Genomic DNA, 22624 nt, shown 5'->3' with positions numbered 1-22624 from the left:
TAACGCTGCCCTATTGTTTAAGTGAATATTTTAAAAAGAACCCTTAATAATTCATTCCGGAGTATTATTAAATGCTATTTATCAGAAAAAACCCAACAATTCGAATGTGATTTTTCCATTTTATCTTATTCGGAATTTTTACGCTTGGAGAACTTCAACCCAAAAAAAGTCGAATTCCTTACTTTGCTAAGGATCCGACTTTTTTAACGTTATAAAAATTGACTAGGTTCTGCCCTAGTGGTATTTTCCCCCTTAACCTGCTTTAACGTCGCTACTATAAGAAAGCTTACAATCACTAATAAGAGCCATGAACTCACCTTTCCTAGATGAACGAGACTCCATGCATCGGTTTGGTTTGGATATTCCCAAGCTGCAAAGAATGTTGCGATATTTTCGGCTATCCATATAAAAAATCCGATAAGCACGAAAGAAAGTGCGAGTGGCATACGGTAACGAGTTCCATCAACCTCGTATGTGACCCATGATTGCCAAAAGACGATCATGACAAGTCCAGATAACCAAAAGCGGACGTCAATCCAATAATGATGGGTGAAAAAATTCAAATAAATCGCAGCTGCAAGAGGTACAACTACCAAAAACGGCGGCCACTTAACCAGTTCAACCTTTAACCTTCTCCACGCCTGGCAAAGATAACTCGCTACACTGGCGTACATGAATCCGCTATACAAAGGCACTCCAAAAATTTTAAAATATCCTTCCTCTGGATAAGACCAGGAGCCCATATGTACCTTAAAAAGTTCAAGAGTAAGTCCAATAAGGTGGAACATTGTGATAACCTTTAGTTCATCCCGTGTTTCAAGCCCAGAACGCACCATCCACCACTGCATCACAAGGCAGATGACGAGCAGCCAATCATAACGTGGCAGGAAGGGAAGTGGCACGAATTTTGTAAAAGCCAAAGAGGCAAAAATAACGACAGGAAACAAACAGGATAGGGCCTGCTCCCAACCAAAACGAACGAGTTGTTTTAGTGCTCTCATCATGTTTGCCTCCATTTTTTTAATGGTCACTTTCATGAGTAACTCCCCTTTTTTAACGGAAAAAATAAATTTTCATCTCCTTTAATCTTGGGAGTCTTCATCACTTCGGTATTCTAAAATATCTCCGGGTTGACATTCTAATGCTTTACATATTCCCTCTAAAGTTGATAGCCTAATGGCTTTTGCCTTTCCGTTTTTCAATATCGAAAGGTTAGCCATCGTGATTCCAACCCTCTCTGAAAGTTCTGTTACGCTCATTTTCCTTTTAGCCAGCATTACATCAATATTGATTATAATTGCCATTGTTTCACCTCAGACCGTTAAATCATTTTCTGATTTGATATCAATTGCTTCTTGTAAAAGTTTCTGGAGAACAGCCGCAAAAACAGCAATTACCATCGAAGCAAATGGAACAAGCAATCCTACAAAGATAACACCCGGGGCGTCGTCTATTTCCGTAAAGAGATAGAAGAGCGGCAAGACCAGCACATGCAAAACGCTGATTGTGACTGCACAGTATTTGATTTTCATTAAAGCTTTTACAGATATTTGCGAGAAAGCCTCGTTTTTGTCAATATAGCGTAAAAGTTTGAAAGCCTGATAAAGAGCAAAGTAAAAAGGGATTGCCGAAGCATAAAAAACTATCCAAACAAGATACTTAATATAGGCTGCCTCTGGAAGCAATTGGGCTGCAAGATCCCCTAACTTAGGCACCAAAAAGATGCACAAAGCTAGAATCGGAATTCCAATCAGAATAACAGCTATCTTTAAAAAGAGTGTTGACACCTGTTTCATCAAAAGCACCTCGCTTAATTATTATCATTTCGAATTTATCACACCATTTATCGTTTTGCAATAAATTAATATCGAATTTTATTATATTATTATTGTTATATAATCGCCCTTCTTCTAGATAAGTACAATGGTGCGGCAAATTGCGCAATGTCTTATCAGATTCTATGGCCCTAATTTGGTGCTAATAGGACAGTTCTAATCATATTTTTATAAAAAAAATAAAAAGGAGTGTATAGTTAATTGCAAAATGTTAAGGTTCGTTTACGGCCTATTGCAAGTAAGATAAATTTACCCACTGTTTTGAAAACAACTATACTTCCGGGTGACTCAATAGAAAGATTATTTATTGCTACCCAGGTAGGAGAAATCTTCTACATAAGAAACTCAAGTTTAAGGACTTTTTTAGATATTCGTCCGCAAATCATAAAACTAGGTGAATCTATCGGTGGATATGATGAACGGGGATTGCTGGGGCTAGCGTTTCACCCCAATTTTTATTATAACGGTCTATTTTATCTTCATTATTCAGTAGCGGGAACACAAGGTCCAGGTGCTCTTCCAAATTCAGAAGCTGCAAGACAGGGTCTTCCTGAATTTTTTAATCCTAACCCGTGTGATCCCAGAACTTTAAACCTAAGGTGGATAAATAGAGAAACTCAATATGATCACATTGATACAGTTGAAGAATGGATTTTACAATCGAATGGTCAGCCTCAAAAACGGCGGACATTACTTAATTTAAGAAGACCATTTTTTAATCATAATGGCGTCAATAGCTTAAACTTTTCACCTGAAACAGGAAAGCTTGTTTTAACAACCGGAGATGGCGGATCAGGCTATGATCCCTTTAATTTAAGTCAGGACGATATGGAAATCGCCGGTAAAATAATTGAAATTGATGTAGGTAGGAATACATTTTTCGATAATCCTCCTGTAGTCACACGTTTTAATGAACTTCCCGCGCCTATTCAGGAAACGCTTACGGTAATTGCCAAAGGGGTTCGCAATATACCAGGCATTTCATTTCAAAGGTTCTATAATCAGTATATTAAATATGTGGGAAATGTCGGACAGGATTTGGTAGAGTCGATTTTTTCATTCGTCCATTATAAACCAATACCAGTCACTCAGCTTATTCAAGCTTCTTTAATGAACGCTGAACCTGACCAAGAAGGATTTATTAACTTTGGCTGGCGAGGGTGGGAAGGTGCTTTTCCTACTTCGATTCCAAGGGGCTGCCCTGCAAATCCGAATTTGGATGAGAAAACCATTGCTTATTTCAATGAAGCAGTAAAAAATTCAGTGAGGCGTCTTCAGCCTTTAACTAGTTATTATCATATAGATCCCCGACGTGATAAGTTTGGAGGAACTGCACTTACAGGAGTGCAAGCCTTTATGGGGAATGGAATCCCCGATTTATCGGGAAGCGTTGTGTTTACTGATCTCGCCCGGAAGGAAGTATCACAATCTCCGGTTAGAGGGGTTTTAGCTTATACCAGGGTAAGAACAGATTGTAAACTAAATGATTTTGGTGTTATTAAAACCGATTATAATTTTGGGTCACAATCAGCTTATTATGTTAGTCTGGGAGCGAATCTGGATCAAACCAAACTATATTTAGGGGCTTATGGCTCTATGAAAGTGACTGATTTTAACCAAGGTACTGTTTTTGAAATTGTTCAATGATTCATTACTATATAATTCTACTTAAAACCATATAAACGGAAAAAAACTGTTGGAAACAACATACCCTGTGGATTGACCAAATATTAGTAGTCGACTGCAGATTTTTCCGTAATGGTAAGGAATGATCCGACAGCTTGCCCTGGATTCTTAACGAGTAATTGCCAAACCAATTAACAAAGCTATTCGGCACCTAGTTTAAAGATTATTTTATACAAAAAATGAACTGCTGTCCGTATAGAACAGCAGTTTGAATTTATTCACTATCTAATTCACTTCCCTAATTCAGTTAACACTGAAAGGTCATTCAATGACATATTTGGATAATAAGAAGTTAAAATCCTGTCATACTCATAGTTTAATGCTGTACCAAGGTAATAGGCACCGTATTGACTCATCCCTACACCGTGGCCGTTTCCGCCGCCATAGAATGTAACACCATTTTCCTCATCCATTTCAAAACCAAAGAAAGCTGATGGCAGGATTGTGTAGTTATTTAAGGTTCCAGTGTAGTCTGTGCTGCCAGCTGTAGCGCGGTGCAAGACGACATTTCCACCATTTGTAAATGCATTGCTTGGTCTGATTGTAAAACGAATATTGTACTCCTTTACAATTTTATAGGTACCTGTTGTTCCCTCAATAACAAGCTCCATAATATTTCCGCCATCACCGCGTTTTGCAACGTACATGTCAACAAATTCCCCGATTCCTTCCGCAGGGATTGGCTGGCTTACAAATTCTCCCGTCTCATTTTGAGTTAACACAATATTAGGGTCAGCTGCTTGTCTGCCAATAATGTTTGCATTAATGGTATTCTCCAGCTCTTCTTTTGTTAGGCTAACCTTCCATCTAAACCAAGGTGAATTTCCATCATAGCCTGTATGGGACAATGTTTTATAGAAGTTTAGTATTTCTTCTTCACTTTGTGTATCAATTTCAAGCATTTTGCTAGGATCATTCGGATCAAATGTATGGCTTTGCGCGATCAAGTAAGGTACTGCTTGGCCCGGAAATGAACCATCGTTGTCTGCCCATACCTGATGTTTGGAAGCCCCATATCCTCCAGAAGTAGAGTAATATCTAGCATCTACTAAACTACCATCTGCACCTAACATAATAACGCCCGCAGTTTCATTTACTGCTTGTGTTGTCATTGCATTTTCTGGAGTATTGTTATAAACCTGACTCATAACGCTATCTAATACAAAGAATCCATTATGCGCAAAGCGATCGCTTAAGTAATCCCCTAATGCATAGGTTCTAGCAGCAACAGCTTGCGCTTTTAGTGCCTCAAGTCCAAAATAAGCCGGCATTTCACTAGGAACGACTTGATATAAATATTGTTCGAAATCTACTTCGTTTATTAAGTTCAGCTTATCTCCCGCATCAGATGCAGTTATTTCAAAGAACCCACGGTAAGACGGATCCCCACTTGCTCTTGTAATATTCTCTACTTTGATTTTGCTTCCCTCTTCCGTAAATGCATAAAGTCTGTTAGGAGTCGTATATAATACATCTCTATTCGCATTTGTTACGGTTATTTCACCTGAAGCAGGTGTAAACGTGACTTTTTCTCCTGCAGCAACTGCAAAGGTTTCACCAGCAACTTTGTCAACGATTTCAAGTCCTGCTTGTGAACTTAATACGATTCTTTCGTGGTCAACCGTCGCAAAGCCTGAAGTCATAATCCCTACTCTCATTGTTTCAATTGGGGTTGGCCCATTGATAAAAATTTTCGTAATTTCATTTTTATGGTTCACTCGAACTGTTACATTTTCTGCACCGACTCTTACATCATCGAGCGTTTTTTGGTACACTCTGTTTTCGCCTTTTTGTATTACATCGTAATTGTTTGCAAGCTTTAACTCACCTTGAAGCTCTAATTCAAGTACTTCTTGATCCTTGGCCATAATTTTTTCCGTATACTCAACCCAGGATTTGTTTTCTTCTGATGTGGAAGCTTGTCCTAATTGAGAAAAAAGTCCAGTAAAAAGAACGATGGTTGCCAATACACTCATCCATTTACTTACTCGTTTTGACAGCATATACTACTCCCCCCACTTTACTATTTTGTTAGCGCTTTCAGACCATTTTACAAATCTAGTAAACTATTTTATAATTCTCCTTTTTTAGTAGATTCGTGGGTTTATCGTAACATATTAAATTTTCTGAAAAAAGGGACATTATACCTGTCTAGTTGCCTAGACATTTATAGCTTTATTCGAAAAAATAAGTCTATAGACCTGTTTTTACTTGCGTTCAGATTTTGCTCTACTGAATCCAACCGACACTCCTCGGTACGATAGGGGTCTCACTGGGCTTGCTCTTCCCGCAGGACAAGGAAGGCTTCGCAAGCGTATCATCGCACGAGAAAAATGCGCAGCATTTTATGAGGAGTCTCGTGCCTTCCACTCCAATTATAAAAATGGATCTGGTGTTTTATTTTTCTCGCTTTATGCAGAAATGAAAAACCTATTATGGCAATAACTCACCATAATAGGTTTAATTGAATGACTTGCTAAGTTATAATCTGTGGCATATTTAATTACTGTAAGCGACAGGATTTATTATAGCTTCACATGAACAACTGTTCACAGACATTATTATTGGTAATTAAGAAACCCCATAATATCTAGGAATACTGTAAATCCTTTTAAAAATAAAAGTACGTTAATGATTGTAACTGGATTTTCTTCAAAATCTCTGAACAGACATTAATGTTAGTTTCTAAATCTATGTGAATTGTTGTATTATTTTAACCTTTTTCAACTAACCCACCTTTTAGTTTAAGTACATTTTTTCACAATCTATTAGAAAGACACTCCCCAAAAAACTATCTAAAGAAATTTTTAATTGCATCAATGCGTATCTTATGGCTACAATCTTCGCAACAAAAAATCCTATTCCTTCTTTCCTTAAATTGTTTATATTTTAGTGAACCTTCGTATACTTTGAATTTTCTTTTACAACTATAACAAAGTACCTCATAGTAAATCATTGTTTCCTCCTAAGTGACACATTCCTTTTTAGTTGATTTATCGAAGATTGTAACCAGTTCTCTAGTATATTCCTGAACATCTAAATGAGGCTTTCTCATTAATTCAATGGTGAACCCGTCAATGGCATTTCTTATTGTTAACGCCATCACCCTTGCTGACGATCTGGTAAATTCTCGGAAAAATCCTTCTTGCATCCCTAGGGTGAGAATATTTTCAATTGGAAGTAAAATAGTTTCATCATGGTCTGCTGCAAACCGAAGTTTACCGTCAGCAGTTCTCTTATTAGAAACCATTTCTATAACAGCGAAAACATGCTGCCGATTTTCATCTACGAATGTAAGATTGGATTCAATATACAACCGAAGCATTTCTTTTGGAGTTTTTTGAGCTTCTATTCGTGGAGCAATATATGATTGCCAAGCCATATAGTATTCGAAATTTACCAAGATATTTGTATCCCTTCTTAAGCTAATCTGCTCCTTTAGTTGAATTAAAAATAATTAAAAAATGCGTCAATCCTTCTGAATCAACGCTAGTGAATTTCTTACTTATCTGTTTTCCAACTGTTTTGTAGTTTCCTAATAAATATAATTTGACCAATATGATATGCATTATGAGTAGTTGAATTTCCAAGAATCTGCCACCATTTAGCCTTTTCCGAAAAACCGATAACATCACTTTCTATTTTCTCAGTGGTTAATAACCCATCCCACCTTAAAAGTACATCAAGCAACGTTTCCTTTAATTCTTTAAAGGTGATATTTTCAGGTATTTTAAAGCTCTCAATATTATCTGCAATTGAAGGGGCAGAATCTATACTGGATTCAATGTACCTAGTCTGCCAGCATTGATTCCAATATATTAAATGCTGTACTATCTCAGCTATACTAAGACAATTTTCATTTGGCTTCCACAATGCTTGTTCTTCTGTTAAATCCTCCACGGATTCTGAAAATGGTCTGTACCAACTCGCATCATTGGCATTCGCTAAGAACTGGTCAGTTAGAATATCTTTTACGTGAGTCATTCTAATCACTCCTCAATTCCAGGATTCCTAAATTAATGCAATTTTGCTTGCTTATCCTACCGATTTATTTTCGTGTTAAATACAACAAAATCCTTTTTCTTCTTAACTAAACTGCCCCGTTTGTTGAATAAGAAATAGAGGTGCCGCAGCTACCTCTGTTGTTAAGCTAACGCTATTCGTTAGCTCCAACAAGGTCCCGGACATAAACATCCTGTCCAATACCTTGTTTTAATTATTTGTAATATGCGGTTAATACAGTTCCTAATAGGTTTAACTTTCAAAACTTTAAATGGCAAATAGTTAGCTACCAAGTATCACCATGAAGGGGGAGGCCACGCTCCAATTATTCGCCGAATCAGTGCTATCTGCCCTGTATGATAACTGTTGTGTGCCATAAGTGTGGTTAAAATGTCACCTCGAGTCCTTCCTAATCTCGCATCTCGCAGTTCCTTTAAATCTTTTTTTGCTTCGTTTTCAGCTTCCTTTAGTCCATTACTGAATTGGAGAAAAGTATTATTCCACTCGGTTTCATTTGACGGAGCTGTTTCATCGGGCCAAGTTTCTTCGTCATGTTCTGGAGGATTGGGCACCCTACCTTTAAGCAAGGTAAGATAGTAATCTTGCCAAAAAATCATATGGTTTAGAACCTGCCACACTGAATATGGACAGTTTTCGGTTTTTTTTCCAGCCATCTCCCACCGTAAACCCTCAAACACTTCCACGGGATCAACATGAGCATTTACCCCATGTAACCCCTTTTCAAAGAAATAAGATGACATATGCATTCCCTCACTTTTAAAAATTCAAAAAACTTTTTTCATGACCAATCCTTTTGACCTTTCCACTGTTACTCAGGCCACATTGCTATTTTGTTATTTGTCAGGCGATAGAACAAAAAGTAAAACAACGAATGCAATAGCTATTATGGTTCCGTTCACGTCACCCCCACCCGTCATTTGAACACTAATAAAAAACATTAAAACTAATACTATAAACATTCTATAATTTATTATTAATACCTTCCGTATAAAAAACATGGCGAAATAAATCAACGTTTAAGGCAAAAAACTAAGATTATCGAAACATAGTAAAATAAGAAAGGTTCTTGGAAACAACCAAGGGAGATCCAGTGGATTTAAATTCTTTAACTATCCTGCCCCGTTGGCATATTACTCAAAAATATGGCGTTAAGATCATTCTTTCAAGTAATGAGAAATCAACCGGACTATTCCACTAGATACGTATCTACTCCTTGCTGTGATCATAGCCAGCCTGCACAATTTTCATCGGAAAAATGAATAATCCCTACTCTTTCAGGGGAAACAGCTATAAACAGTCCTTGTTTAATTAACCTGCTCCTTTAGTTGAAAAAAGAAGTTCTGCTATTACAACCCCTTGTTGCACCCGTTTGTAGAATAAAACTGCATGAATCTGTAATTATTCTAAGAAAACGCTTTTAAGTAAAACAATTCGATAGACTAATTTGCTTTTGCAAGATCCATTTGTTCTTCTACAAAAGTACGTACTTCATCCTCTATCTTTTTTTTGATCACGAACTCCACATAATGGTTACCTATATAAAAACGAACCAATCCCCAGCTAGGATAACCAGGATTTTCAGCTTGAAGTCCTGTTATCCAATCAACAGTATCTATCTGTTTCCAATCGTAAAACTTAGTAGCCGATACAACACCTTTTTTTCCAATCGCACCACGCCAGATCTGTGTAAAATAGAGGACAGTAAGGATAATCAGAAAACATATCATCAAAATATTCACAGTCATTGATAACTTCAACAGTCCAAACCCTTGCGTTAAAATGACCAGAATAAAAATCTCATTTGTCCAAAAATTCTTCTGAGTATACTCTCCGCTATAAGATAACCCATATACAGGAACCACTCTTTTTTTGTCTCTAAAATTCTTAACGAGGTAATAAACTGCTACCCCGATCCCCATAACAATTAAGATAGCAAATGCCACATTTATTACATTCGCCATAATAACACCCCACAGTCTATATATGAATGGATACGAATAAATCCTGGATAAAGTTTCATAAAAAGACGCTTATGATGCATTATCATCATAAATATAACCTGAAAACATTCAATAAAAATAGTGCACTTCTTCTTAAAGAAATACACCCGTTTGTTTAAGTACAATTATTCACAAACTCTCCGTTGTAATGATTCGCTATTTATCAATAACAATGGATAATTTATAGTTTGCATGCTCGTTTAATTCTTCCAAAAATTGATTCATTAATTCATTGGATGGAAACTTACATTCTAGAAGGTAACAACCATCTCCACTGATTTTATAATTATTTATTAGATATCTCTCTTGTGTTTTTATGAACGACAGATATGATTGATGAAAAATCCGTTCTGTAATGATAGTAATAAAAGCATGTATATAAAATCCTAATTTGACTTGGTTAACTTTAATGGTATAGCCCTCAATAATACCACTATCCTCTAATTTTGCTACTCTAGCCGTTGTAGCTGGTCCAGTCAAATGGACTTTCTCGCCTAATTCTTTCATTGTAATCCGACTGTTCTTGGATAGTTCATCTAAGATCCTCATATCCGTATTATCTAACATTTATTTAACTCCTTTCATTAATAAAGTCAAACGGGCAAAAGACTTTATTTAAACTCTGTATCGTTCGATGGGTCATAGTTTAGAATATACATTGTTCCAAAGAAATTTCAATGAAAAGGAGATAATATATATGAATATACATCAAATTCGTAATGCAACATTAGTTGTTGAATACGCAGGGAAAAAGTTTTTAATCGATCCAATGTTAGCGGAAAAAGGGACTTACCCTCCTTTCCCAAATGCACCAAGACAAGATCAAAACAATCCTTTGGTTAGCTTGCCAACATCCATTGATAATATTATTCAAGATATTGATGCTGTTATAGTCACTCATCTGCATTATGACCACTGGGATGATGCTGCTAAAGAAGCACTGCCAAAAGAAATTAAAATATTTTCCCAAAATGAAGAAGATGCAACAGAAATTCGAAATACTGGTTTCCAAAATGTAGAGGTTTTACAAGAGGATACCGTTTTCGAAGGTATCCAATTAATTAAAACAAAAGGCGAGCACGGAAGAGGTGAAATCTTAAAGCTTGCTGGTCTAGTGTGTGGCGTTGTCTTCAAGCATCCTGATGAGAAAACATTATATGTAGCTGGCGATACGGTTTGGTATGAAGCAGTACAAGAAGTCATTGACACACATAAACCGGAAATTATTGTGGTCAATGCCGGAGATAACCAATTCTTTGAGGGCGGTTCTCTTGTCATGGGGAAAGATGATGTATATGAAGTGTATAAGGCTGCCCCTAATGCAAAAATTATTGCTGTCCACATGGAAGCTGTCAATCACTGGGCATTGTCCAGAGAAGAACTAAAGAGCTTTATTAACGAAAGAGGAATCGCTTCTAATGTGTTAGTACCAAATGATGGTGAATCATATTCATTTTAAGACTGAAAACAGACAGAAATGTGATATTTCTGTCTGTTTTTAATAAATGGTGTAGTTATCATCGGGAGAACTAACTGTTTTAAGCTTGCATCAGTTCATATATTTTACGAACGGTGTTGACATTTCTTACCGTAACTTGTTTATATATCTTTGATCCAACGATTTTTGACAAACCGCTTTTAGTTACATTTTTCTTGTCAATCGACCATAGGATCGCGCCGGGGACATACTTTACCGTGTCAATATTCGGTTTAATAACCAAATTCCCAAGTACAGATTCATCATTAATTTCATCCCATAAAAACATGACATCACTTCTCATGTCTTTGTCATTTTTCCAAGTTTTAGGAATAGCGTTAATAATTTCTCTGACCTCATCGACACTTCGAACTACTACTTTAATTTGTAATCCGAAATCATTATGTATTGCTTCTTCCAAAAAATGTGATAGTTCAGTTTTTGATAGACCCTTGTATGAAAAAATAATATTACCTGTATTGATGTATGTCATCACATCGTTCATCCCGACTTGTTCAAACGTTTGTTTAAGCAACTTCATGTCAATTTTATTTTTTCCACCTACATTAATCCCTCTAAGAAGAGCGACATAAACCATAACCATCCTCCTTTCAACTCTTTACTTATAAATCCATTATAATCTTGTTGACTATACTTGTTATGCTAACCTGCTTCGTTAACTCATAAGAAATAAGAGCTGCGATCAGTTCGTTGTTCTTATGTTCTAGCATCCGTTTACATTAATCATTTTTTACCAACCTAATAATTTACTGCTTGCGTCATTTTCTAATGCAAACAATGTGCCACTAATTATGTCTTTTTGATAAAGAAAGACATGGACCCGTATTTCACCATCATGATTAGACTAAAGGAACTAACTCAGTTTTTATTGAAATATTTCTTTCTTGTTCTCCACTATTCTAGCTACTTTCATTTTAACTCGAGGAACACTGTCTTTTTGATAATAATCATTTAATATCTGGTCGACTTCATTTTTCTCTGTTCCAAGTATCTTAGGAGTAAATTGCTCAACAACATGGTCTCCGCCTCTAATAAAACAGTTTGCCATTGTATCAAGAGCAATTAAACTTAAAGGTCTTCCTTTGTCTAACCACATTTTCATTCTATCCCAGGTAGGAAAACATAAGGCTGCCAACCTTCCCCAATTATCATTAAAAATTGTACAATTAGCCTCCATCCAATCGAGTATGTCATTTGAACGGAAACGATAAAGACTGCTGAAAGCGACTCTAGGCAATTCTTTTTCTTTTACCGATTTCAATTTCTCAAATACATTATTTAAGCCTTCTTCGATTGGAAGACTACTCGCTGTTGCCCAAGAAATTGGGTATAGCAATTCTTTGTCATAGTTTTCCCAAAGCTCTCTAACCCAGCCTGAAGCTGTGGTACCTAATACATCAGCTACAATTTCCAACATTCGTGTTTTTATCTCGTAATTCTCTGTTCTATAAAATCTCGATTTTACAGATTTTAAAATCGTTAGATTATCGTGTTCTTTAAAGGCTTTTATTACATCAGCTTCAAGAAACCATCTAGTTATTGAAAAATCTAACAAAGACTCTAGATCATTTTGAACATCTTCCAACGTTGGTGCTTTATCTTTATCAGTTACAATTACATCTTCTTCTGGTTGACTGGCTTCCCCGTCTTCATCGTAAAAATCATCGTGTAGCAAAAATTTGTTGGTAGAATGGACAACTGCTAGGTTATACCATTCAATGGGTCTCAAGGAGAGTTTTAATAACCTATCGTGACATTGACTGCATAATTTATAAGGCTGATTGGGGTCATCGGAGGTTTCTTTAACGTTAATTTCATTTACTTTACAGGCTTCACACAAATCAGCTACCACCATTGAAATCACTCCACAATTTCATAAAATAATAATATTAAAATAAAGCTCCTTTAGTAAGAAAAAATGGTTCTGTACCAGTATTTCTTTGTTAGAGTGACTAATTCCTTCTTTAACTTTCCTGCCTCGGTAGTACAATAACTTCCCATTTCATTTCCTTCCCCCTAATAGACGACGCTCTGTCATAGTTGGTTCCTAAATCTAAAAAACTGTTTATTTCCTTATATTCAAAAAATTGGTGAATTCTCTAAAAAACATAAAAAGCGTTAATCCCTTTGAATTAACGCACTCGTTAGCAATAACAGAATGTTTAGTTTTCACTCCCAATACTATCTACGCCACTTCTTTTAATGGTGTTGGGACCCAGGTGGAACATAAAATGGCGGTATTTTAATCCATCCCCGTTTACGCATTAAATGTTTTAGTCTAGTTGCGTAAGCTAATTTTTCTGCTTGAAACTGAATAAACAATAAACCAACATCTGTACGAATCGATTCGGCAGCAGCACCAGCAGCGCGCAAAATTAAACTTGCGATTTTTAAAGATAATTCGTTTGCAATTACATCATCAGTTAATTTAACACCGAGAGGAATACCTTTAGGATCTGATATTGGCATATCTTCTGGAGCAGAAGGTAACGGAATTCCTTCCTTAATCATGAAATGATGGAGCCGCTCCCTTTGACTGGTACCTAGTTTCATATCCTCTTCAAGCATTGCTTTTAGTTCATCATCCGTCGTGGTATTTAAACCTGCCTGAACAGAGACTTTTGCTAATTCAAGTCCCGCTAAGTAAATCCAGCATGCCATGACTTCGCCAACATGAAGAGGCTGGTCTTCGTCTTGAACTGACTGTGATTTTATGGCATCCATAATTGTTTCCCAAATTTTTATCATGTATTTCCCTCCCTATCTGGTGGTAGACTACCCATATTGTTTGAATAGGAAGATTTTTTATTCAGGGGTATCAGCAACTTTTCATAATATTGTACGATAAGCAAATTTCAAGCTAAATAGACAATTGCCAGCATTAAAAAGGAATCAACGTTTTGTTAAATTGTTACTCTAACCGGCCCAGCTATCTTAATATGAAGTGATACTTACTGCTATATCACCTATTTAAACATAAAATAATTCACAACCCATTTTGATTTATTGTCCACAATGTATGGTTCCGTAAGGATCAGCAAGAATTTAGAAGAAAATATTTGTAAAGCGGCCAAGCATAAATCCAATGGATAAATCCCAAAAATACTTGGCTTACCATTAGAATACCGTCATCAATTATAAAACCGTTCCTACCTATTAAATAATAAAGTACAACAAAAACTACAAAAAGGATTATTGAAAGAATAATCCCTTTAGTATAAGAATTCATGGTAATCTCCCCTGTCATGGATTTTAAAACCACGGATTCCCTCAATTTTTAGCTACTCTTTGCATATATTTAAATCCTAAAAAGATAAAAACAAAAGTTGTAAGTAAACCAAAAATAAAAGCATATAGATAGGGCATAACTACATCTCCTAAATCCCTTACTTCTTCATTTGGGAATAATTTAATTCCGATTGAAACATAGATTATATAAAATACTCCAGTCACTATGGAAATTAATACAATCCCTTTGAGATTAGGTTTCTTATTATTTACAAAATATACAAATACAATTGAGGTAATGACTAGTGAAATCCCAAAAGAAATCGATATGCCAATTCCATTTAATAATGTAAAACAAAGTAACAATAACAAACTTAAGACAAATCCAATAAAAACATTCCTCATTCTCTCTCCCCCTGAAATGTCTACATTAATGCATCTTTTTATTTTTACAAAATGTCAGATTACCTTCTTGAACTATCCTGACCCGTTAGTTAAATATTAAAAAGATACTTACCTTGGAAAAGTCTCTTCATTATCTAAATCCAAATGATGCCCATTAATAGAAATGGTGTGATTGTTTAACCATTCTAATTCTGCTTGTTCAATTCTTCTTTCATAGTAAATCCTTCTATGAGACCAGAATCCCTCTACTTCTCCTGAAATTCCAAATGTTCCAGCTGCACCAGCATCCCAGGAATAAAAATTAATGGTATAGTTTTCATCTGGTGACTGAACGGTTTTTATTAATTCATCTCTTCCCAAAGAGGATAACAAAAGCAGAATCACCAAAATAATTAATAAAATAAGGACAAAAAAGATTGTTAACCAACTTCTAATCTTTGAAATTATTGTATCATTGTATTTAAATCCAAGAATTCCAAAGACAAGAGGTAACATAATGATAAAGTAAATAACAAAGTAGAGAATGTTGAAATGAATAATCGTTGAGTCAAACAAACATAAAGAAAAGAAGAAAAGAAGAAAAGACAGAGTATGGTGAAATAAAAAGAATATATATTATATTTCAGGTACATCTGTTACCCCCTACGGATTCCGGTTTGAATTAAATAATTTATTTTAATACCCTCTTACACTTACCTGTCAGTTAGTTCTGAAATTCCTCAAAATAATTTTAACATAATATTCCATATTCGAATCGAAATTTTCTGAGTAAATGATAAAGGAAATATGATTGACTAAATGACGATCTCCTTATTCAACTTACCTTCCCATTACTTCAATAAGAAAGGAGAGACTGCTTTTATTGAACAATCACACCCGTTTGTTAAATAAGAAAAGGGATGCTTATTCCACAATCGCGCTTTGTTTGCTGAATAGTGGAAAATAAGATAGAGCTTTAAAAAACTGACCAAGAATTTAGTATAACAATCCTTATGTACTGCTGTCGTTTTTATTATTATTTGGCGTAGTTAGCAAGTGTTTTGTCGCCATTTGCTAGTTACAAAGCATCGTTGGAGAGGTACTATTAAACTGTACCGTTAGCAAAGAAGCACACAATTTACGATTAAACTACTAATGTTAATAGATAAAGGAGACCCCTACTTATGACGTTATATACCTCTAATCGTATTAAAATTCCAGCAGGATTTTGGGCAGGATTACGTCAATTGGGAATAGTCGCCCACGACGTGGTTCGAAAAGCACAATTGCCAATCACCATTGTTTCTGATCCAGTTGTCACCACAGCCCAATATTTTGCAATCTGGCAGGCTTACTCCGATCTCATCGATGACACTGCCAAAGGAATCATCAAGCTTGTGAAATCCTTTGAAACAGATCATTTCCCTCCGACTGTCTTAGCAACTTACCACGCTCGTGACTACCGTGATGCTTTAAAGCGAATGGCCAGGTACAAACAACTGTGCCCTCCAGAAAGCTTACATATCATCGAGGAAGATGAACTCTGTACAATTGAAATAAAAACATTGCATAGTGAACACCCCAGTCCTCCCATTCTAATTGGTATTACGTTGGCATTTCTTCTCGAGCTGGGACGCCGGGGCACAGGTCAAACTTTGACAGCAAAGTTCGTAGAATTTTCTACCCATTCAATTGGCGACCTACAGATACTTGAAGATTACTTTGGCTGCCGAATTCAGATCGGTACAAATTGTAACAGGTTGACTATACATCGAGCAGATCTGGATCGTCCCTTTGTCTCGTACAATGCAGAATTGCTGGAGATGCTGACTCCCGTACTGGAACAGTCGTTGATTGAGCAGCCACGCAGCCCCTCAATTACCGAGACGGTCAAGTGGATCATGAAACGTAGCCTAACAGGAGGTCGCCCTGACATTCAGACTATCGCGAGCGAGTTAGGGATAAGCGATCGTACCTTGCAGCGGCGACTTACTGAAGAAGGCACGAGCTTCAAGCATTTGTTAACAAAAGTTCGACATGAGCAGGCTAGAGAGTACCTGGCAGACCCGTCACTTGATATTAAAGAGGTCGCCTTTTTGATTGGATATGAAGACCAAAACTCATTCTACCGTGCCTTTCACCTTTGGGAAGGTGCTACCCCTTTAAAATGGCGTACTGAACATCTCGGTGCAAAATTGATTAATTGACTAGTTTACTTTTTGACACTGAATTAACAGCCGGATAACTTAATAATAACTACAAAATAAAAGGATTATTTTTTTAAACTAAAAGGAGCAATGTATTATGGATATGGAATTAAAAAATAAAACAGCTTTAGTCACTGGATCAACAAGAGGGATTGGTAAAGCAATTGCCATTGAACTTGCAAAAGAAGGTGTTAATGTACTAATTAATGGACGAAATTACGAAGAGGTAGAACGAACCGTAAATGAAATTACGTTAGAGTTCCCTGATACCTTCCCTCAAAATGCTACTGCCGATATTGTAGATATTCAACAAAGGGAAGCATTATTTAAAAAACATTCCCAAATTGATATTTTAGTTAACAATATGGGGATTTATGAAATTATGAAATATGAGGACGTCGACGATGAAGTATGGGAAAAGTATATCCGTACTAATGTTCTTGCTGCAAATGGATTATCTAAATTTTACTTACCTAAAATGATAAAAAATAATTTTGGTCGAATTATCTTTATTGCGAGTGAAGAAGCAGTTATGCCCTCGGGACAAATGCCTCAATATTGTATGACAAAATCAATGCTATTATCATTGTCAAAAAGCCTATCTAAATTAACAATAGGAAAAGAAGTTACAGTCAATACGATCATGCCGGGACCATCACTCTCCGAAAATGTGTATCAAATAATTGAGGGGATGTACCCTAATGAAGATATGACTTTTTCAGAAAAAGAGAAAGAATTTATGACTACAAATCTACCTCAGTCTGAAATCCAACGATTTATCAAGCCAACTGAGATAGGTAGATTAGCTACCTTTATATGTAGCCCTTATGCATCCGCTTTTAAAGGTTCTCCGATCCGTATGGATGGAGGCATGGTACCGACTATTTTCTAGCACTTTTTCTTTTACTCATCTCTCAAGGTGAGTAAAAGAATTCTTTCAACAAACAAATTTTCGTCAAAAATTAAGAGCTTACGCTTTCTTTTTCTGCTAAGTGCTATTTGCTGAAGATCACTCTTTTACTATTTAAGCGAACTGCACACTATTAATTATTTTGAAACCTATTATTCATACATCGTGGTTTTGGGTTTAAAGATAAACAATTAAAATGTTCTATTTGTAATAAAGAACTTAAAACTAATGAAAGTGTCCAAATTGAACTAAAATTACCAAGCCCAACTAAATTACCTTATGGTGCTTTTGATGCATCAATGAGCAAGCATGCTGATAAAATACTCTGTTCAGTTTGTAAAAAATAAGGTGAGTCATTAACTCATCTTTTTTCATCTCCTTTATTTCGCAATTTCTATTAATTCAATATTTTATAAAGCAGAAATAAGCACTTTTCATTGTTTCAGAAAAGCGCCCTTTAACGAAATTGATTAAGAATATGTTTTTCTGGACTCTTCGTTCCAAAACATCTATACTAATTTATATGAATGGGGGTGTTGTAAGTTGGGTAGAAGTATTAGTTTTAACAAAGAACATGCTTTGGATAAAGCAATGTATTTATTCTGGGAAAAAGGTTATGACGCTACATATATCTCAGATCTTATTGAAACAATGGGAATAAGTCGATCCACTCTCTACGATAGTTTTGGAGATAAGGATGAACTATTTAAACTGGTTTTAGAACATTATAAAAACTATGGCTATCGAAAGAGAAATTTACTTTTTAGTGGCATAAACACTAAAGAATCACTTAAATCCTTTTTTTATCAACATATTGAAGAATGCTATTCAGATGACATTCCCAAAAGTTGTATTATAACTAATTCTTCATTGCTTATTGGACATATTGATCCTTCCATAGAAAAAATACTTCTAAATGACTTTAATGAACTTGAAAAAGTATTTAAGCAAGTCATTGAAGAAGGAAAAAAGAAGGGAGAAATTTCACAAGGGGCTAACTCTGAATTAGTTGCATATTCTTTATTAAGTTTAAATCATAGTATTAATTTAATGTCCAGATATAGAAAAGAGAAATATCTAGCCTATAATCTGGTGGATAAGACTATTGCAGACCTATAGTCTTTCTTTTTTAAACATTTTGGAACGAACGTACCAAAAAAACAATAAAATAAACAAGAGGAATGATAAAGTTGACTAAAAAGACAAATTTTCTAATATTTATTTTGGCAATTAGTTGTGGTGCACTTGCTACTAATATTTATTATGCACAACCAATTGTACAATTCATTGCAAAAGATCTGAACATCTCTTCTGATTTATCTGGATTGCTCACTACCTTGACACAAATTGGGTATGGATTGGGATTATTTTTTATCGTACCAATGGCTGACTTATTTAAAAGTAAGAAAATAATTGTTCTTCTTATCGGGCTTTCTATTATTTCATTAATTGGTACTCTTATTTCGATAAATGGAATTGTTTTTTTAATATTAACAACCGTAATTGGCATTGGAGCCTGTGCGGCTCAAATATTAGTTCCACTAACAATGAGGATTGTGCCCATTGAAGAGACAGGTAAATATGTAGGTAAAGTGATGAGTGGTTTATTGATTGGGATTATGATTGCTCGCCCATTATCTATCGGAATAACTGACTGGTTCGGCTGGAGAATGGTATTTCTATTTTCATTAATAACGCTAGTTGCCGTATTATTGTTAATTATAAAATTTTTGCCCAACTATGAAATAGTATCGAATAGTAACTTGTCATATTCAAATTTAATAACCTCTATGGTGAAGCTACTAATAAATACATCTCCTTTACAACAAAGAGCTTTTTATCACGCATGTTTATTTGCAACATTTAGTCTTTATTGGACAGTTATCCCAATTTTATTAAGGTCAGAGCCATTACATTTTTCAAATAATGAAATTGCATTAATTGGATTTGTTGCAATAGCTGGAGCTTTATTAACTCCTACCATTGGTAAAATAGCAGATAAAGGTTATATTTTTACAATGACTAATGTATCAATGGCGCTCGTACTATTATCTATCGTACTATTATTTTTTGTTCAAGATCATTCACTATTGAGTGTAATTATAATCCTTATCTCAGGCATTAGCATTGATATTGGTGTATCAGGAAATTTATTACTAGGTCAAAAAGTTATCTTTAGTTTGAACCCCGAGGAAAGAAATAGACTTAATGGATTATATATGACTATTTTCTTTTTGGGAGGAGCCTTTGGTTCATGGATTGGAAGTTATACTTACTATAAATTTAATAGTGAAGCAACTTTACTCATCGGAACAGCTTTGCCTTTAATCGCCTTATTAGTTCATTTAATAAAAAATAATACAATAAATTTATCTAAAACCAAAAGTAAATACATGTCCTAACTATCAATGCCCCCAAAAGTTAGAGTCAAAATCTAATTTTGGTGGCAGTATTAGCATTATCTTCTATATCAGGAGCAATTTTATCACTATTATCGCTTATCTTTATTCGTTTTGGCCTATGCCAAAAATAAGATTATAACCAATACACCTCATTCATCTCTCCAATGCCTTATTACAGAATCCAACTCTTCAATTATCTTCCAGATAGTTTAAGTGCATTATTTTAAGAATAAAGTGAGTATTTGAGAGATAATCGTATCTAACTGAGGGAGCTTAAGTACATTTCTTCACAAACTTTTATACAAATTAAGAATTGAAAAATCAGCTATTGTGTATCAACGATTTGATGGCCACGACCCCTGCATTTTTCTTAATTGAATAATTTGGCCCGTATGATAAGCATCATGAAGCATGATATCCAGTAATTTCCCCTCAAGTGAATTTTGGTTAAGATCTTGCTCGGAAATTGCACTCAATACCTGTCTTAAATTCTGTTGAGCGTTTTCGGAACGTTCAACGACTTTCTTCCATTCCTTATCATCATTAGATTGATTGGTAAGATAAAAGGTTTCATCACCGTCGAGATTATGTGTCCATTCACGTCCTTCCAAGTTTGCAGTAAGTCTTTCTTTGTAATAAATAAGATGATTAACGTTCTCCCAAATGGTTTTAGTTGCTTCTCCAGATGGTTTCCAGATAGCCTGTTCGGCTGTAAGTCCTTTTATAGCATCTTTAAACGGTGCATACCAACTCTCTTTATCGAATGTTGAATCTAAAACTTTTAAAAGCAAGTCAACTCGTTTCAAAGTGATCTCCTCCTTTGTACTGTCATGGTTTAAAAAATCTCAATAAATAAAATACCTCTGTAAAAGATTCTACTTTTTTACAAAACATCCTGCTTTTTTACTATCCTGATCTATTCTACATCAATATTAGCCCGATTGTTGAAAGATAATCAGACCGTAATCTTTAGCTAATCTGCATTACGTTTGTTCCATAAGAAAAAGGAGTTGTTTTAAACAACTCCCGAATTTCACTAAAGCTACCCGTTAGTTCAACAAAAAGACTTCATTCTGAGGTCATGTATCTAAAAAAGATGATTCTTTTTTTGTTTCTTGGACTTTTTGGGTACTAAGGATAAAACTAATGATTGCTGCAATGCTACAAACATACGGAAGGAAAGGGTATCCCCAATTAGAGATGACAAAACCACCAATCATTGAACCAATAGTAATACCAATATACAAAGCCGTATTATTCCACGCCATAACAATTCCTCGTTCGTTTGAATATTCGACCGCTAATCTTGCTTGGTATGATGTAAATCCTGCATACCCAACCAAAGCCCATATGAACAAGAAGAAATAAATCCAATCACCAGATGAGAAGAATATACCTAAACAAACGAATATTAGAGTCAAGAAAATGAGCGTAACTTTCGAAATCTTCCTTTCTCCAAATCTATCTGTTAATTGTCCACTTATAAGACTTCCTAAAACAGCACCGATACCATAAAAAGTAATAGCTAATGCGATTTCTGATGATGAGAATCTATTTTCAGAATAAAGAGCCGCACCTGAGTAAACATAAAGAGCATACATTGAAATCGCCCAAATGGTTGTAACACTTACCGAACCAAGTATTCTTAGCAGATTTCCTTCTAATAGATTCCTTGTTAAATCGCTTTTAGGAACATATTTCCATGTTTTGAAATTTACTACCGCCAATATAGCTCCTATAATAGCCATTACAACAAATACTGAACGCCAACCAAGAAAATGCTCTAGTAACGTACCGAATGGAGCTCCTGCCCAAAGAGCTGTTAAGTGCCCTGAAACAACAATCGAAAGCCATGTCCCTCTCCGATTTGGTGGCGCAGTATCTCCAATGATTGCGTATATCAAAGGAGTAATTGAAGCAACGGATAAACCAGCTAAAATACGACTAACAATTAACAAAAAAAATGAAGGAGCAAAAGCAGTTAATAAGTTAGAAATAACGAACAACAATAAGCCAAATGTAATAAATGCTCTCCGTCCATTTTTATCTGAAAGCCACCCAAAGAAAGGAGCGAAAAAAGCATATGTGACCGCAAAAACAGTTACCATCCATCCAGTCATCGCTGAATTAACATTATAGGCTTCCGAAATGAACGGTAGTAACGGAGATACTACAAATAAATCAATACCCATTAGAAACAAAGTTATCCAACCAACACTTAAATTTACTCTTCCACTCAACTCCATTACATCCCCCCATTTATAATTATTACTTGTATATTTTTTAGAGCTATAAAAAGGACCTCTTGTTCAAGTAAACTGCCCCTTAGTGCAATAAGAAAAAAGAACTACAATTAGCTCGTTGTTCTTAAACTCTAGCACCCGATAATGGAAGATCGTTCTGATAATTTATGATCAGAATATTCAGGAAATTCCCTCTTTTACGGAGTAA

Annotated in this window: 23 protein-coding genes; 6 read left to right on the top strand and 17 right to left on the bottom strand. The window is 35.4% G+C overall.

Annotation, left to right across the window (positions count from 1 at the left end; translation table 11 throughout):
- Positions 1–209: 209 nt before the first annotated feature.
- The 3 genes from CRO56_RS08245 to CRO56_RS08235 all read right to left on the bottom strand — a co-directional run bounded on the left by CRO56_RS08245 (position 210) and on the right by CRO56_RS08235 (position 1796).
- Complete coding sequence (locus CRO56_RS08245) at positions 210–1001, bottom strand: DUF817 domain-containing protein (RefSeq protein ID WP_097158397.1); 792 nt, start codon at positions 999–1001, stop codon at positions 210–212.
- Positions 1002–1082: 81 nt separating this feature from the next.
- Positions 1083–1304 (bottom strand): helix-turn-helix domain-containing protein, encoded by a 222-nt coding sequence (locus CRO56_RS08240; RefSeq protein WP_097158136.1) that lies wholly within the window; start codon positions 1302–1304, stop codon positions 1083–1085.
- Between the two features lie 9 nt (positions 1305–1313).
- Complete coding sequence (locus tag CRO56_RS08235; protein WP_097158135.1) at positions 1314–1796, bottom strand: DUF2975 domain-containing protein; 483 nt, start codon at positions 1794–1796, stop codon at positions 1314–1316.
- A gap of 240 nt (positions 1797–2036) precedes the next feature.
- On the opposite strand from CRO56_RS08235, the gene CRO56_RS08230 reads away from it, so the two are divergent.
- Positions 2037–3482, top strand: coding sequence for a PQQ-dependent sugar dehydrogenase (locus CRO56_RS08230; protein WP_097158134.1), 1446 nt, complete (start codon positions 2037–2039; stop codon positions 3480–3482).
- 269 nt (positions 3483–3751) lie between these two features.
- Here the strand turns inward: CRO56_RS08230 and CRO56_RS08225 are convergent, their stop codons facing one another.
- The 7 genes from CRO56_RS08225 to CRO56_RS08195 all read right to left on the bottom strand — a co-directional run bounded on the left by CRO56_RS08225 (position 3752) and on the right by CRO56_RS08195 (position 10111).
- Positions 3752–5524 (bottom strand): SpoIID/LytB domain-containing protein, encoded by a 1773-nt coding sequence (locus CRO56_RS08225; RefSeq protein ID WP_097158133.1) that lies wholly within the window; start codon positions 5522–5524, stop codon positions 3752–3754.
- Positions 5525–6312: 788 nt separating this feature from the next.
- On the bottom strand, positions 6313–6477 hold the full coding sequence (locus tag CRO56_RS08220; protein ID WP_097158132.1) for a DUF2197 domain-containing protein: 165 nt from the start codon (positions 6475–6477) through the stop codon (positions 6313–6315).
- A 9-nt stretch (positions 6478–6486) separates the two neighbouring features.
- Positions 6487–6924: a TetR/AcrR family transcriptional regulator gene (locus CRO56_RS08215; protein ID WP_245855706.1), complete on the bottom strand. Its 438-nt coding sequence runs from the start codon at positions 6922–6924 to the stop codon at positions 6487–6489.
- A 98-nt stretch (positions 6925–7022) separates the two neighbouring features.
- Positions 7023–7505 (bottom strand): DinB family protein, encoded by a 483-nt coding sequence (locus CRO56_RS08210; protein WP_097158131.1) that lies wholly within the window; start codon positions 7503–7505, stop codon positions 7023–7025.
- A gap of 314 nt (positions 7506–7819) precedes the next feature.
- Positions 7820–8284: a DinB family protein gene (locus CRO56_RS08205; RefSeq protein ID WP_179714213.1), complete on the bottom strand. Its 465-nt coding sequence runs from the start codon at positions 8282–8284 to the stop codon at positions 7820–7822.
- 699 nt (positions 8285–8983) lie between these two features.
- Complete coding sequence (locus tag CRO56_RS08200) at positions 8984–9505, bottom strand: hypothetical protein (RefSeq protein ID WP_097158129.1); 522 nt, start codon at positions 9503–9505, stop codon at positions 8984–8986.
- Between the two features lie 195 nt (positions 9506–9700).
- Entirely contained in the window at positions 9701–10111 is a 411-nt protein-coding gene (locus CRO56_RS08195) for an Lrp/AsnC family transcriptional regulator (protein WP_097158128.1), read from the bottom strand.
- A 130-nt stretch (positions 10112–10241) separates the two neighbouring features.
- Here CRO56_RS08195 and CRO56_RS08190 point away from each other — a divergent pair, with 130 nt between their 5' ends.
- Positions 10242–11003, top strand: coding sequence for an MBL fold metallo-hydrolase (locus CRO56_RS08190; RefSeq protein WP_097158127.1), 762 nt, complete (start codon positions 10242–10244; stop codon positions 11001–11003).
- A gap of 79 nt (positions 11004–11082) precedes the next feature.
- Here CRO56_RS08190 and CRO56_RS08185 read toward each other — a convergent pair whose 3' ends face one another.
- The 5 genes from CRO56_RS08185 to CRO56_RS08160 form a co-directional block, all read right to left on the bottom strand.
- Positions 11083–11619, bottom strand: a complete 537-nt coding sequence (locus CRO56_RS08185) for a DUF1697 domain-containing protein (RefSeq protein ID WP_097158126.1) — start codon at positions 11617–11619, stop codon at positions 11083–11085.
- A gap of 288 nt (positions 11620–11907) precedes the next feature.
- A complete protein-coding gene (locus tag CRO56_RS08180) occupies positions 11908–12897 on the bottom strand; it encodes a hypothetical protein (protein WP_097158125.1) in 990 nt (329 codons plus the stop codon).
- Positions 12898–13241: 344 nt separating this feature from the next.
- The gene (locus CRO56_RS08175; protein WP_097158124.1) at positions 13242–13790 is read right to left on the bottom strand and encodes a DUF3231 family protein; all 549 of its coding nucleotides are present in this window, start codon (positions 13788–13790) and stop codon (positions 13242–13244) included.
- A 522-nt stretch (positions 13791–14312) separates the two neighbouring features.
- On the bottom strand, positions 14313–14675 hold the full coding sequence (locus CRO56_RS08165) for a hypothetical protein (protein ID WP_097158122.1): 363 nt from the start codon (positions 14673–14675) through the stop codon (positions 14313–14315).
- 108 nt (positions 14676–14783) lie between these two features.
- Positions 14784–15170, bottom strand: a complete 387-nt coding sequence (locus tag CRO56_RS08160) for a DUF5412 family protein (protein ID WP_281257293.1) — start codon at positions 15168–15170, stop codon at positions 14784–14786.
- Positions 15171–15838: 668 nt separating this feature from the next.
- Between CRO56_RS08160 and CRO56_RS08155 the strand changes: the two genes are divergently transcribed.
- From CRO56_RS08155 to CRO56_RS08140, 4 genes are all read left to right on the top strand, one after another.
- The gene (locus CRO56_RS08155; RefSeq protein WP_097158120.1) at positions 15839–16861 is read left to right on the top strand and encodes an AraC family transcriptional regulator; all 1023 of its coding nucleotides are present in this window, start codon (positions 15839–15841) and stop codon (positions 16859–16861) included.
- 97 nt (positions 16862–16958) lie between these two features.
- Positions 16959–17753, top strand: a complete 795-nt coding sequence (locus CRO56_RS08150; RefSeq protein ID WP_097158119.1) for an SDR family NAD(P)-dependent oxidoreductase — start codon at positions 16959–16961, stop codon at positions 17751–17753.
- Positions 17754–18314: 561 nt separating this feature from the next.
- The gene (locus CRO56_RS08145) at positions 18315–18890 is read left to right on the top strand and encodes a TetR/AcrR family transcriptional regulator (protein WP_097158118.1); all 576 of its coding nucleotides are present in this window, start codon (positions 18315–18317) and stop codon (positions 18888–18890) included.
- 62 nt (positions 18891–18952) lie between these two features.
- Positions 18953–20173, top strand: a complete 1221-nt coding sequence (locus CRO56_RS08140) for an MFS transporter (protein WP_097158117.1) — start codon at positions 18953–18955, stop codon at positions 20171–20173.
- Positions 20174–20508: 335 nt separating this feature from the next.
- Here the strand turns inward: CRO56_RS08140 and CRO56_RS08135 are convergent, their stop codons facing one another.
- On the bottom strand, positions 20509–20979 hold the full coding sequence (locus CRO56_RS08135) for a DinB family protein (protein WP_097158116.1): 471 nt from the start codon (positions 20977–20979) through the stop codon (positions 20509–20511).
- 273 nt (positions 20980–21252) lie between these two features.
- Positions 21253–22419: an MFS transporter gene (locus CRO56_RS08130; RefSeq protein WP_097158115.1), complete on the bottom strand. Its 1167-nt coding sequence runs from the start codon at positions 22417–22419 to the stop codon at positions 21253–21255.
- Positions 22420–22624 lie beyond the last annotated feature (205 nt).

Origin of the sequence: Bacillus oleivorans, from assembly GCF_900207585.1 — a bacterium.
Taxonomy (GTDB): Bacteria; Bacillota; Bacilli; order Bacillales; family JC228; genus Bacillus_BF; species Bacillus_BF oleivorans.
Note: the sequence above shows the minus strand (reverse complement) of the source record. Positions and strands in the feature narration are given on the sequence as shown.